General features: G+C 66.8%; 10 protein-coding genes. 6 read left to right on the forward strand and 4 right to left on the reverse strand.

The window, feature by feature from the left end; genetic code table 11:
* The 6 genes from ACE3N6_RS18095 to ftsB all read left to right on the forward strand — a co-directional run.
* Nucleotides 1-1,513, forward strand: a 1,513-nt coding sequence (locus tag ACE3N6_RS18095; RefSeq protein WP_374247221.1) for an acetoacetate--CoA ligase, incomplete at its 5' end; no start/stop codon positions are given.
* A 19-nt stretch (nt 1,514-1,532) separates the two neighbouring features.
* A complete protein-coding gene (locus ACE3N6_RS18100; RefSeq protein WP_374247222.1) occupies nt 1,533-2,081 on the forward strand; it encodes a hydrolase in 549 nt (182 codons plus the stop codon).
* An 88-nt stretch (nt 2,082-2,169) separates the two neighbouring features.
* Nucleotides 2,170-3,804: a CTP synthase gene (locus ACE3N6_RS18105; protein ID WP_374247223.1), complete on the forward strand. Its 1,635-nt coding sequence runs from the start codon at nt 2,170-2,172 to the stop codon at nt 3,802-3,804.
* Nucleotides 3,805-3,814: 10 nt separating this feature from the next.
* A complete protein-coding gene (kdsA, locus tag ACE3N6_RS18110; RefSeq protein ID WP_374247224.1) occupies nt 3,815-4,654 on the forward strand; it encodes a 3-deoxy-8-phosphooctulonate synthase in 840 nt (279 codons plus the stop codon).
* Between the two features lie 82 nt (nt 4,655-4,736).
* A complete protein-coding gene (gene eno / locus ACE3N6_RS18115; protein WP_374247225.1) occupies nt 4,737-6,026 on the forward strand; it encodes a phosphopyruvate hydratase in 1,290 nt (429 codons plus the stop codon).
* A 61-nt stretch (nt 6,027-6,087) separates the two neighbouring features.
* Complete coding sequence (ftsB, locus tag ACE3N6_RS18120; protein ID WP_374247226.1) at nt 6,088-6,363, forward strand: cell division protein FtsB; 276 nt, start codon at nt 6,088-6,090, stop codon at nt 6,361-6,363.
* 58 nt (nt 6,364-6,421) lie between these two features.
* On the opposite strand, the gene pgi is transcribed toward ftsB, so the two are convergent.
* From pgi to ACE3N6_RS18140, 4 genes are all read right to left on the reverse strand, one after another.
* Nucleotides 6,422-8,053, reverse strand: a complete 1,632-nt coding sequence (gene pgi, locus ACE3N6_RS18125; protein WP_374247227.1) for a glucose-6-phosphate isomerase — start codon at nt 8,051-8,053, stop codon at nt 6,422-6,424.
* Entirely contained in the window at nt 8,046-9,677 is a 1,632-nt protein-coding gene (locus ACE3N6_RS18130) for an ArnT family glycosyltransferase (protein ID WP_374247228.1), read from the reverse strand. Before ACE3N6_RS18130 ends, pgi begins: the two co-directional genes overlap by 8 nt.
* A 92-nt stretch (nt 9,678-9,769) precedes the next feature.
* Nucleotides 9,770-9,988 (reverse strand): 50S ribosomal protein L31, encoded by a 219-nt coding sequence (gene rpmE, locus ACE3N6_RS18135; RefSeq protein WP_153161035.1) that lies wholly within the window; start codon nt 9,986-9,988, stop codon nt 9,770-9,772.
* Between the two features lie 103 nt (nt 9,989-10,091).
* A partial coding sequence (locus ACE3N6_RS18140) for a U32 family peptidase C-terminal domain-containing protein (protein WP_374247229.1) occupies nt 10,092-10,865 on the reverse strand: 774 nt, incomplete at its 5' end.

The following is a 10,865-nucleotide window of genomic DNA, read 5'->3' on the forward strand; positions in this document are numbered from 1 at the left end:
CGTCGTGGCGATGCTGGCGGCGACCAGCATCGGGGCGATCTTCTCGTCGGCCTCGCCGGATTTCGGTGTGCAGGGCGTGCTCGACCGCTTCGGTCAGATCGAGCCCAAGGTGCTGCTGGCGGTGGATGGCTACTACTACAACGGCAAGATGGTGGATTGCCTGGACCGCCTCGCGGCGATCACCGACGGGCTGCCGTCGGTGAAGCGGGTGGTGGTCGTGCCTTACGTGCATGCAAGGCACGATCTGTCCCACGTACATCACGCCCGGCTGCTGGCGGAGTTCGTCAAGCCCTTCCTGGCCGAGACGGAGATTCCCTTCGTGCGGCTGCCCTTCGATCACCCGCTCTACATCATGTACTCGTCGGGCACCACCGGCGTGCCCAAGTGCATCGTGCACTGCGCCGGCGGGGTGCTGCTGCAGCACCTCAAGGAGCTCAAGCTCCATGGCGACGTGAAGCCCGGCGACAGGCTGTTCTACTTCACCACCTGCGGCTGGATGATGTGGAACTGGCTCGTCTCGGGGCTGGCCGCCGGGGCCACGGTGCTGCTCTACGACGGCTCGCCGATGATCGGCAACGGGGCGATCCTTTTCGATTACGCCCAGGCCGAGCGGATGACCCACTTCGGCACCTCCGCCAAGTTCATCGACGGCATCGCCAAGGCTGGCCTCTGCCCGCGCGAGAGCCACACACTCACCGCACTGCGGGCAATGTTCTCCACCGGCAGCCCGCTGGTGCCGGAGGGCTTCGAGTACGTCTATCGCGAGATCAAGGCCGATCTCTGCCTGTCGTCGATCTCGGGCGGCACCGACATCGTGTCTTGCTTCGTGCTGGGTAACCCCACGCTGCCCGTTTACGCCGGCGAGATCCAGTGCAAGGGCCTGGGCATGGCGGTGGATGTGTTCGACGAGACCGGCAACCCCGTGCGCAGCGAAAAGGGCGAGCTGGTGTGCACCCGGCCCTTCCCGGTGATGCCCATCGGCTTCTGGAAGGACGAGGGCGGCGCTCGCTATCGCGCGGCCTACTTCGCGCGTTTCGATAACGTCTGGTGCCACGGCGACTACTCGGAGATCACCGCCCACGACGGGCTCATCATCTACGGGCGTTCCGACGCCACCCTCAACCCAGGTGGCGTGCGCATCGGCACGGCAGAGATCTACCGTCAGGTGGAAAAGCTGGAGGAGGTGGTCGAATCCCTGGTGATCGGCCAGCAGTGGCCGCCGGGCGATGCGGCCGACGTGCGGGTGGTGCTGTTCGTCAAGTTGCGGGACGGCCTCGCGCTGGACGACGCGCTGATCGCCCGCGTCCGCCAGACCATCCGCGACAACACCACGCCGCGCCATGTGCCGGCCAAGGTGGTGCAGGTGCGTGACATCCCGCGCACCAAGAGCGGCAAGATCGTGGAACTGGCGGTACGTTCGGTGGTGCATGGCGAGCCCGTGAAGAACGTCGAGGCGCTGGCCAACCCGGCTGCGCTGGACGAGTTCCGCGCCCGACCCGAGCTGCAGTCCTGATCGAAGGAGAGGTGCGGCTATGTTGATGGATCGTCACAAGAGCAGCCTGCTGATCGTCGATGTGCAGGCGCGCCTGCTGCCGGCCATCGCCGATGGCGAGGCGGTGCTGGGCAATTGCGTGTGGCTCGCCGGCGTCGCGCGCCGGGTTGGCGTGCCGGTGGTGGTGTCCGAGCAGTATCCGGAGGGGCTCGGCCGTACTGCCGATGCGCTGCTGGCGGCGGTGGGCGACGCACCGGTCGTCACCAAGACGCACTTCTCATGCGTGGCCGATGGCTGCCTGGAGGGCACCGCGGTGGATGCCCGCCGCCAGGTGGTGGTGGTGGGCACCGAAGCTCACGTGTGCGTGCTGCAGACCGCGCTGGAGCTGCGCTGGCAGGGCAAGGAGGTCTTCGTGGTGGCCGACGCGGTCGGCTCCCGCAAGCCGCCCGACCGGGATGCCGCGCTGGCCCGCATGCGCAGCCACGGCATCGAGGTCGTCACCCGCGAGATGGTGGCCTTCGAATGGCTTCACGAGAGCGCCACCGACCTGTTTCGGGAAGTGAATCGGGATTTCATCCGGGACAACTAGTGGTTCGATGTCACGACCGGGGGCTTCGCCCGTTGAAGAGAGGGGGGTGGATCGGCTATCATTCCCCTTTCCAGAAGTCCCCCGTGTCATGACCAAATACGTCTTTGTTACCGGTGGTGTCGTGTCCTCTCTGGGCAAGGGCATCGCCGCCGCCTCCCTCGGGGCGATTCTCGAATCCCGCGGCATCAAGGTTACCCACCTCAAGCTCGACCCCTACATCAACGTCGACCCCGGCACGATGAGCCCCTTCCAGCACGGGGAAGTCTTCGTGACCGAAGACGGTGCCGAAACCGACCTCGACCTTGGCCATTACGAGCGCTTCACCAGCGCCAAGATGAGCAAGCGCAACAACTTCACCACCGGCCAGATCTACGAGGCGGTGATCAAGAAAGAGCGGCGCGGCGAGTATCTCGGCAAGACCGTGCAGGTCATCCCGCACATCACCGACGAGATCAAGGCCTACGTGAAGCGCGGCGCCGAAGGGGCCGACGTGGCCATCGTCGAAGTGGGCGGCACCGTGGGCGACATCGAGTCGCTGCCCTTCCTCGAAGCCATCCGCCAGATGGGCATCGAAGAAGGCCGCCAAGGCACCTGTTTCATCCACCTCACGCTGCTGCCCTACATCCCCACCGCCGGTGAGCTGAAGACCAAGCCCACTCAGCACTCGGTGAAGGAGCTGCGCGAGATCGGCATCCAGCCCGACATCCTGCTGTGCCGCGCCGACCGCTCGGTGCCGGCCGACGAGCGTCGCAAGATCGCGCTGTTCTGCAACGTGATGCCCGAAGCCGTCATCGAGTGCCTCGATGCCGACTCGATCTACCGCATCCCGGGCATGCTGCACGACCAGATGCTCGACGAGATCGTCTGCCACAAGCTGGGCATCCTCGCCCGCGCGGCCGACCTGTCGATCTGGGAACGCCTGCTCGACGCCCTCAACAATCCGAACCACAGCCTCGACATCGCCTTCGTCGGCAAGTATGTCGACCTGACCGAATCCTACAAGTCGCTGATCGAAGCCCTCAACCACGCCGGGATGCACACCCGCAGCAAGGTGAACATCCACTACCTGGATTCCGAGGACATCGAGAAGAACGGCTGCGGTGCCCTCAAGTCGATGGACGCGATCCTCGTGCCCGGTGGCTTTGGCCGTCGTGGCACCGAAGGCAAGATCGCCGCGATCCGCTACGCCCGCGAGAACAAGGTGCCCTATCTGGGTATCTGCCTCGGCATGCAGCTGGCGGTCGTCGAGTTCGCCCGCGACGTGGCCGGCATGAACGGCGCCCACAGCACCGAGTTCGACAAGCACACCGGCTTCCCGGTCATCGGTCTCATCACCGAATGGCACGACGCCTCCGGCAAGGTCGAGAAGCGCGGCGAGGATTCCGATCTGGGCGGCACCATGCGTCTGGGCGGCCAGGTCTGCAATCTGACCGAAGGCTCCCTGGCCCGCGAGATCTACGGCAAGGCCGAGATCACCGAGCGCCATCGTCACCGCTACGAAGTGAACAACACCCTGCTGACCCAGCTCGAAGCCCAGGGCCTGCGCGTTGCGGGTCGTGCCCCGGGCACCGACCTGTGCGAGATGATCGAGCTGCCGGCCGACGTCCACCCGTGGTTCGTGGGCTGCCAGTTCCATCCGGAGTTCACGTCCAACCCGCGTAACGGCCACCCGCTGTTCACCGCCTTCGTCAAGGCAGCGCTCGCCCACCGGCAGGGCAAGTAAAGGAAACCCCATGAAACTCTGCGGCTTCGACGTCGGTATCGACAAACCCTTCTTCCTCATCGCCGGGCCCTGCGTCATCGAGTCCCGCGAGATGGCCTTCGAGACCGCCACGGCGCTCAAGGACATCTGTGGCGAACTGGGCATCCCGTTCATCTACAAGTCCAGCTACGACAAGGCCAACCGCAGCTCCGGCAAGTCCTACCGTGGCATGGGCATGGAGAAGGGCCTCGAGATCCTCGCCGAAGTCCGCGAGAAGGTCGGCGTGCCTGTCCTCACCGACGTGCATACCGAGGCCGAGGTGCCCCACGTGGCGGCGGTCGTCGATGTGCTGCAGACCCCGGCCTTCCTGTGCCGCCAGACCGACTTCATCCACGCGGTCGCGGCGTCCGGCAAGCCGGTGAACATCAAGAAGGGCCAGTTCCTCGCCCCGGGCGACATGAAGAACGTCGTCGACAAGGCCCGCGAGGCCAACGGCGGTGCCGACACCATCATGGTGTGCGAGCGTGGTGCGTCCTTCGGTTACAACAACCTGGTGTCCGACATGCGCTCCCTGGCCATCATGCGCGACACCGGCTGTCCGGTGGTCTTCGATGCCACTCACTCGGTGCAGCTGCCGGGCGGGCAGGGCACGGTGTCGGGTGGTCAGCGGGAGTTCGTGCCGGTGCTGGCGCGGGCGGCGGTTGCCGTCGGCGTCGCCGGGCTGTTCATGGAAACCCACCCCGATCCCGCCAAGGCTTTCTCCGACGGCCCCAACGCGTGGCCGCTGCCCAGACTGAAATCCTTGCTGGCTACCCTCAAGGCGATCGATGCGCTGGTCAAGGGCCAGGGTTTCGAAGAGCTGAAGGCTTGAGCCTGCGGGCGATTTTCCGGTTTCGACGTTAGAGGCGGCCGGAAGGTCGCCGATGTAAATTCAGTGATAAGAAAGGAAGTTCATGAGCGCCATTGTTGATGTCATTGCCCGCGAGGTCCTCGATTCCCGCGGCAATCCCACGGTCGAAGCCGATGTGCTGCTGGAATCCGGCGTGATGGGCCGGGCCGCGGTGCCGTCCGGCGCCTCCACCGGCTCCCGCGAAGCCATCGAGCTGCGCGACGGCGACGCTGGCCGCTACCTGGGCAAGGGCGTGCTGCAGGCGGTCGAGAACGTCAACACCGAAATCTCCGAAGCCCTGATCGGCCTCGACGCCGAAGAGCAGGCCTTCATCGACAAGACCCTGATCGACCTGGACGGTACCGACAACAAGTCGCGCCTGGGCGCCAACGCGCTGCTGGCCGTGTCCATGGCCGTGGCCAAGGCTGCCGCTGAAGAAGCCGGCCTGCCCCTGTACCGTTACTTCGGCGGCTCCGGCGGCATGGCCATGCCGGTGCCGATGATGAACGTCATCAACGGCGGCGCCCACGCCAACAACTCCCTGGACATCCAGGAATGCATGATCATGCCGGTGGGCGTGAAGAGCTTCCGCGAAGCCCTGCGCTGTGGCGCCGAGATCTTCCATCACCTCAAGAAGCTCACCGACAAGAAGGGCTACCCCACCACCGTCGGCGACGAAGGCGGCTTTGCCCCGAACGTCTCGGGCACCGACGAAGCCCTCAACATGATCCTCGAAGCCGCGGCCAACGCCGGCTACGAGCCGGGCCGCGACATCGTCCTGGCCCTCGACTGCGCCGCCTCCGAGTTCTACAAGAACGGCAAGTACGAGCTGGCCGGCGAAGGCCTGTCGCTGACTTCCGAAGGCTTCACCGATTACCTCGCTACCCTGGCCGACAAGTTCCCGATCATCTCGATCGAAGACGGCATGGCCGAAGGTGACTGGGCTGGCTGGAAGCACCTGACCGACCGTCTGGGCAAGAAGGTGCAGATCGTCGGCGACGACCTCTTCGTGACCAACACCCGCATCCTGAAGGAAGGCATCGACAAGGGCATCGCCAACTCGATCCTCATCAAGATCAACCAGATCGGCACCCTGACCGAAACCTTCGCTGCTGTCGAGATGGCCAAGCGCGCCGGTTACACCGCGGTGATTTCCCACCGTTCCGGTGAAACCGAAGACTCCACCATCGCGGACATCTCGGTGGGTCTGAACGCCATGCAGATCAAGACCGGCTCGCTGTCCCGTTCCGATCGCATCTCCAAGTACAACCAGCTGCTGCGCATCGAGGAAGATCTCGGCGATACCGCCTTCTACCCGGGCCTGTCGGCTTTCTACAACCTGCGTAACCGCTAAGTTGTAGCCTGGGGCCGGCCGCCCGGTCGGCCCCATTTCCAGTTTCGGTCTTCCCTTGCCCATGCGTTGGCCTGTCCTCATCCTCGCCCTGCTCGTGCTTGCCCTGCAGTACCCGTTGTGGGTCGGCAAAGGCGGGTGGCTGCGTGTCTGGGATGTGGAGAAGCAGCTGACGGCGCAGAAGGACGCCAACCGGAAGCTGGAGCAGCGCAATACCGGCCTGGAGGCCGAGGTGCGCGATCTGAAGACCGGCTATGAAGCCGTCGAAGAACGGGCCCGCTTTGAGCTTGGCCTGACCAAACCGGACGAAATCTTCGTCCAGACCCCTCAGCAGAAGTAAGCCGTCGCACCTCCCGGTGCCGTCTGCCCGATCGGGCTGGCGGGGCGTACGCGCGGGCTCAATCCGTCCGGTGGGTCATCGCCTCGATGGCGGCGAGCAGGCCGACCGTCGAGCTGTCGCGCTGCTGGCCGGAGCCGGCCTCGATGCCCCTGGCCATGTTCTTACCCAGTTCCACGCCGTATTGGTCGAAGCTGTTGATCCCCCAGATCCAGCCCTGAACGAACACCTTGTGTTCGTAGAGGGCGAGCATCTGCCCGAGGACGAAGGGGGTGATGGCTGGGGTGAGGAGGGTGGTGCTTGGCTGGTTGCCAGGGCATACCAGGTGGGGCGCGAGGCGCTCGACCTCCGTTTCGTCCACACCGCGGGCGCGCAGTTCGGTGCGGGCTTCGTCGAGGGTGCGACCGAGCATCAGCGCGGCAGACTGGGCCAGCGCGTTGCCGGCCAGACTGCGGTCGGCGGCGGAAGGCGAGGCGGCGACGGGGAGCACGAAGTCGAAGGCGACCTTGCGCGTACCTTGGTAGAACAGCTGGTGGTAGGCGTGTTGGCCCACGGTGCCCGGGCCGCCGAAGATGATCGGCGCGGTCTGCCAGCTTACCGGCTGGCCGTGGCGGTCCACCGACTTGCCGTTGCTCTCCATCTCGAGCTGCTGCAGGTAGGCCGGCAGGCTGCGCAGGCGGTGGCTGTAAGGCAGCACCGCGTGGCCGTCGAGCCCCAGGAAGGTGGCGTTCCAGATGCCGAGGAGGGCGGCGATCACCGGCAGGTTGGCGGCGAACGGGGTGTTGGCGAAGTGGGCGTCCATGCTGCGCCCGCCGGCCAGGAAATCGTCGAAGACGTCGGAGCCGAAGGCCAGCATCAGCGGCAGGCCGATGGCCGACCACACCGAGAAGCGCCCGCCCACCCACTCCGGCATCGGGAAGGTGGCTTCCTGGGGGATGCCGAAGGCCACGGCGGCGGCCACGTTGTTGCTGATCGCCACGAAATGCCGGCTGAGATCGGCATTGGGCCCAAGGGCGGTGGCCAGCCAGGTGCGGGCGGCGCGGGCATTGAAGAGGGTTTCGGCGGTGGAGAAGCTCTTCGAGGCGACGATGAAGAGGGTCTCGGCCGGGTTGGCGCGGTCGAGAATGGCGCGGATCTCGGTGTCGTCCACGTTGGCGGCAAACGACAGCTCGAGCCGGGTTGGCATTGCGGGGGCAAAGGCTTCGGCGAGCAGCCGCGGCCCGAGGTCGGAGCCGCCGATGCCCAGATGCACCACGTGGCGGATCGGCAGGCCGGTGGCGCCGCAGATGCTGCCGCTGTGCACACCCTCGACGAACGCGTTCAGGCGCAAGCGGGTGGCGGCGATCTCGGCGCGGGCGGCGGCGGGCGTGGCGGCAAACTGGCGCGCCGCGCAGTGCAGGGCGGCCCGCCCTTCGGTGAAATTGACCGCTTCGCCGGCGAGGAGGGCGGCGATGCCGTCCTTCAGCCCGGCTTCGTCGGCAAGGGCGAGCAGGCCGGCCATGACTTCGGACGTGACACGCTGTTTGGCGTAGTCGAGGAGCAGACCGTCGGCGCTGCACGAGAAGCGCGCGAAGCGGGTGGCGTCCGCCGCGAATAGATCGCGCATGCCGGTGTCGCCGATGGCGTCGCAGTGGCGCCGCAGGGCTTGGGCAGCGGCGCTCGTGTCGAGACGGAAGGAGGCGTGGTCAGTCACGTTGGTAGAGTCGGAAGGTCTCGGCCTTGCGGCCGCCGCCAAGGCGCCGCTCCCAGATCTGTTTGCCCTCGCCACGGATCTTCTGAGCCTGGCTGCTGGTGGTGGCGTAGGTGAGCAGCAACTTGCAGTCTGCGCCCCGTGCGTTGGGTACGGTGCGGATGCCGGCGAAATAGTCGAGGGCGGCCCGCTGGGTGTCGCCCAGCCCGCGTCGGGCGATGCACCCCGCTGGCTGGCCAGCCAGGGCGGCCTTCAGCTCGGCAGCCACCGGCTGGTAGTTCTTGGTGTAGGCGAACCAGGGTTGCCACAGGGTGACCGCGAGACACCACAGCAGGGTGATCCCGAGGGCCCAGTTGGTGGTGCCGCGGGCCGGCGAGCGGCGGACGAACAGGGGCAGCACCAGCAGCGCGAGGGTGATCGCGACGCCGATCAGGGTGCCGCCGACCAGGCTGTCGCGGGGGAAATCCGGTGCCATCTTGGTGACCGAGCGGGCCAGCCCCGGTGGCCAGCCGAAATGCAGGGCGCTCCAGCCAGCCCAGACCAGCAGGGCAAAGAAGGCGAAGGCCATGATGCCGAACCAGTCGAAGGCGTTGGCGGCGCCGCGGCGCAGGCTGGCAACGCCCAGGGCGGCCAGCAGCGCCAGCGGCGGCAGCACGGGCAGCATGTTGGCCGGCCGCAGGTTACCGGTGGTGGCGACCAGCAGGATCGCCAGCAGGCTGGCCATCAGGGGCAAGGCCAGGGCGGGCGTGGCCAGGGCCTGACGGTTGCGCCACACCGCCCAGCCGGCGATGGGCCAGAGGGGCCAGGCAAACCAGCCCGCGAGCTGGAGCAGCTTGCCGAAGTCGGCCAGGTGGTAGGCGTGGGGCGTGTTGGTGTCGAGTTCGTTGGCCCACCAGGCGGCGAGGGCGTCCGGCGCGCTGAGAGCCAGGGCGCCCAGCCACGGGCCGGCGGTGAGGCCGGCGCCGGCGAGGCCGATCGCGATGCCGCCAAGCACTGAGCGGTTGCGGCAGCTCGGGCACAGCATCGGGGCCACCAGCAGCACCGGCACGGTAAGCACCGCGCCGGGCAGGCCGCCGGCGAGGAAGGCCAGGCCGCTGCCCAGGCCGGCCTGGAGCCCGCCCCGGACGGGGCGCTCGGCGAGCTGCCCGAGGCCGGCGTAGCACAGGGCCATGCCGGCGAGCTGGGCGAGGATGGGTTGGGTCTCGTGGGCGTGGACGACGAGGCCCACTGCGCCCAGGCCCAGCAGGATCGCCGGAGCGAAGGCAACTTCACCGTACAGGCGACGGGCGGCGACGCCGGTCCAGTAGAGGAAGGCTGCGGTGAACAGGCTGCTGGCGAGGCGGGCGGCGTCGTGGATCGGCAGCAGGCCGCCGAGGAGCTTGGCGAGGATGGCGCCGGCCCAGTAGTAGAGCGGCGGGAAGTCGTGGAAGGCTTCGCCGGCGATCTCGGGCATCAGCCAGCTACCGCGGGTGAGGATGGCGTGGATCGGGCCGAGGTAGGTGAGGTCGTCGCCCCGCCAGGGGAGGTGCCCGGTGGTGCCGACCAGCAGGTAGACGGCGATGAGCACGGCCAGAGGCCAGCCGGTGAGCGGCGCCGGCAGGGAGAGGCGGGGGGCGTCGTGGGGCATGGGTGCTCGATCTGGGGTGTTGGGCGTGCAACCGGCAATAAAAAAGGCAGCCTCGGCTGCCTTTTTCGGACGATGCCGGCGTTGGGCGAATATTAGCCCAGACGCTGCACGGAGCCGTACTTCTGGCGGAAGCGCTCGACGCGACCCGCGGTGTCGACGATCTTCTGCTTGCCGGTGTAGAACGGGTGGCAGGCAGAGCAGACTTCCACGTGGTACTGGGGCTTGCCCATGGTGGAGCGGGTGGTGAAAGTGTTGCCGCAGGAGCAAGTCACTTGCACTTCTTTGTAATTCGGGTGGGTATCGGCTTTCATCGCTTGGTCCTTTGGGAAGTACACGTGGGTGGTGAATTTGGCCACCCGGAAAACACGGCATTCTGAACTACTTCAGCGCCTTAGGCAAGAAAACCGGGAAGATTTATAAAAATCGCGCAACGAAAGCCCCGACGCAGCCCGGCGGCAGGGGCAGCCAGGCCCGGTGATCGCTGCCGGGCACCCGGTCGATGGGCTCGCCGGTGGCGCCAAGCAGGTGCTCGACGCGGACTTCGGCGTTGCCGGCGGGGTGGATCAGCTCCAGCCGGTCGCCCACGGAAAACGCGTTTTTCGAGGCGATTTCGGCGAGCCCGCGCGCGGTGTCGTAGCCCACCACGTCGCCCACATACAGGCTGCGGTTGGATTCGGAGTGGCCGCGCAGGTAGTTCTGCATCTCGTGGGGCGTGTGGCGCTGGTAGAAGCCGTCGGTGTAGCCCCGGTTGGCGAGGCCTTCGAGCTGGCCCAGTAGCGCCGGGTCGAGGGCGCGGCCGGCGACGGCGTCGTCGATGGCCTGGCGGTAGGCCTGGCAGGTGCGGGCGACGTAGTAGGGGCTCTTGGTGCGGCCTTCGATCTTGAAGGAGTCGATGCCGATCTCGGTGAGCCGCTGGACGTGCTCGATGGCGCGCAGATCCTTGGAGTTGAGGATGTAGGTGCCGTGCTCGTCCTCTTCGATGGGCATGTAGTCGCCGGCGCGCTTCTGGGGCTCTTCGAGGAGGTAGACGTCGCCGCTGCCGCAGGTCTTGGCTTCGTGGGTCTTGAAATCCCAGCGGCAGGAGTTGGTGCAGGTGCCCTGGTTGGGGTCGCGGTGGTTGAAGTAGCCGGAGAGCAGGCAGCGGCCGGAATAGGCGATGCACAGTGCGCCGTGGACGAAGACTTCGAG

Source organism: Zoogloea sp. (assembly GCF_041904905.1).
Lineage (GTDB): Bacteria > Pseudomonadota > Gammaproteobacteria > Burkholderiales > Rhodocyclaceae > Zoogloea.

What these genes read in the sequence shown, in the direction of transcription:
- ACE3N6_RS18100 (WP_374247222.1), top strand. Translation starts at nt 1,533, where the DNA reads ATGTTGATGGATCGTCACAAGAGCAGCCTGCTGATCGTCGATGTGCAG.
- ACE3N6_RS18105 (WP_374247223.1), top strand. Translation starts at nt 2,170, where the DNA reads ATGACCAAATACGTCTTTGTTACCGGTGGTGTCGTGTCCTCTCTGGGC.
- kdsA (WP_374247224.1), top strand. Translation starts at nt 3,815, where the DNA reads ATGAAACTCTGCGGCTTCGACGTCGGTATCGACAAACCCTTCTTCCTC.
- eno (WP_374247225.1), top strand. Translation starts at nt 4,737, where the DNA reads ATGAGCGCCATTGTTGATGTCATTGCCCGCGAGGTCCTCGATTCCCGC.
- ftsB (WP_374247226.1), top strand. Translation starts at nt 6,088, where the DNA reads ATGCGTTGGCCTGTCCTCATCCTCGCCCTGCTCGTGCTTGCCCTGCAG.
- ACE3N6_RS18130 (WP_374247228.1), bottom strand. Translation starts at nt 9,677, where the DNA reads ATGCCCCACGACGCCCCCCGCCTCTCCCTGCCGGCGCCGCTCACCGGC.
- rpmE (WP_153161035.1), bottom strand. Translation starts at nt 9,988, where the DNA reads ATGAAAGCCGATACCCACCCGAATTACAAAGAAGTGCAAGTGACTTGC.